The organism is Alicyclobacillus fodiniaquatilis, assembly GCF_042678105.1.
Classification (GTDB): domain Bacteria; phylum Bacillota; class Bacilli; order Alicyclobacillales; family Alicyclobacillaceae; genus Alicyclobacillus; species Alicyclobacillus fodiniaquatilis.
Window position 1 is genome coordinate 4,712 of record NZ_JBHUCX010000081.1, and the last position, 428, is coordinate 5,139.

The window sequence follows — 428 nt, forward strand, 5'->3', positions numbered from 1 at the left end:
ATTACCTGGTGTAATATGCACGTCTGTAATCAGGTTGTACTTCACATCAACCGTACGATGGTCCAAGTAGAAGAATCCCTCCGGTTTACCTTCTCTGACCATGTATCCTGCGTCTGAGTCTGTGGTACTTACCTTAATTTCCTTTCTCTCGATCACCTCTTTTTGGTTGCGTAAGGGCTGTTTTCCCGTGTTTCATCCTATCCTTTTCGACAGCTTCATCTAATTCTTTTACGTAATCTTTGGGGGTCAATTCCACTTCATGATGTACAAATTTTCGTTTGTTCGCATTGGCTTTAATGTGGGTGGAATCAGTTATAAGAACTCTGGTATTAAGTCAATATGGTGGACACACCAAACCGAGAATGTATGAAAATCCCATTTCGTTTGCTTAGGCTGCAGGTTTGTGTGTCCGCTCGTACGTCGCTTGG

At 42.8% G+C, this 428-nt stretch carries 1 pseudogene; it reads right to left on the minus strand.

The annotated features are described in order from the left end of the window. Positions 1-325: pseudogene (locus ACFSB2_RS19535) on the minus strand (IS5/IS1182 family transposase); the annotation flags it as partial. Positions 326-428 lie beyond the last annotated feature (103 nt).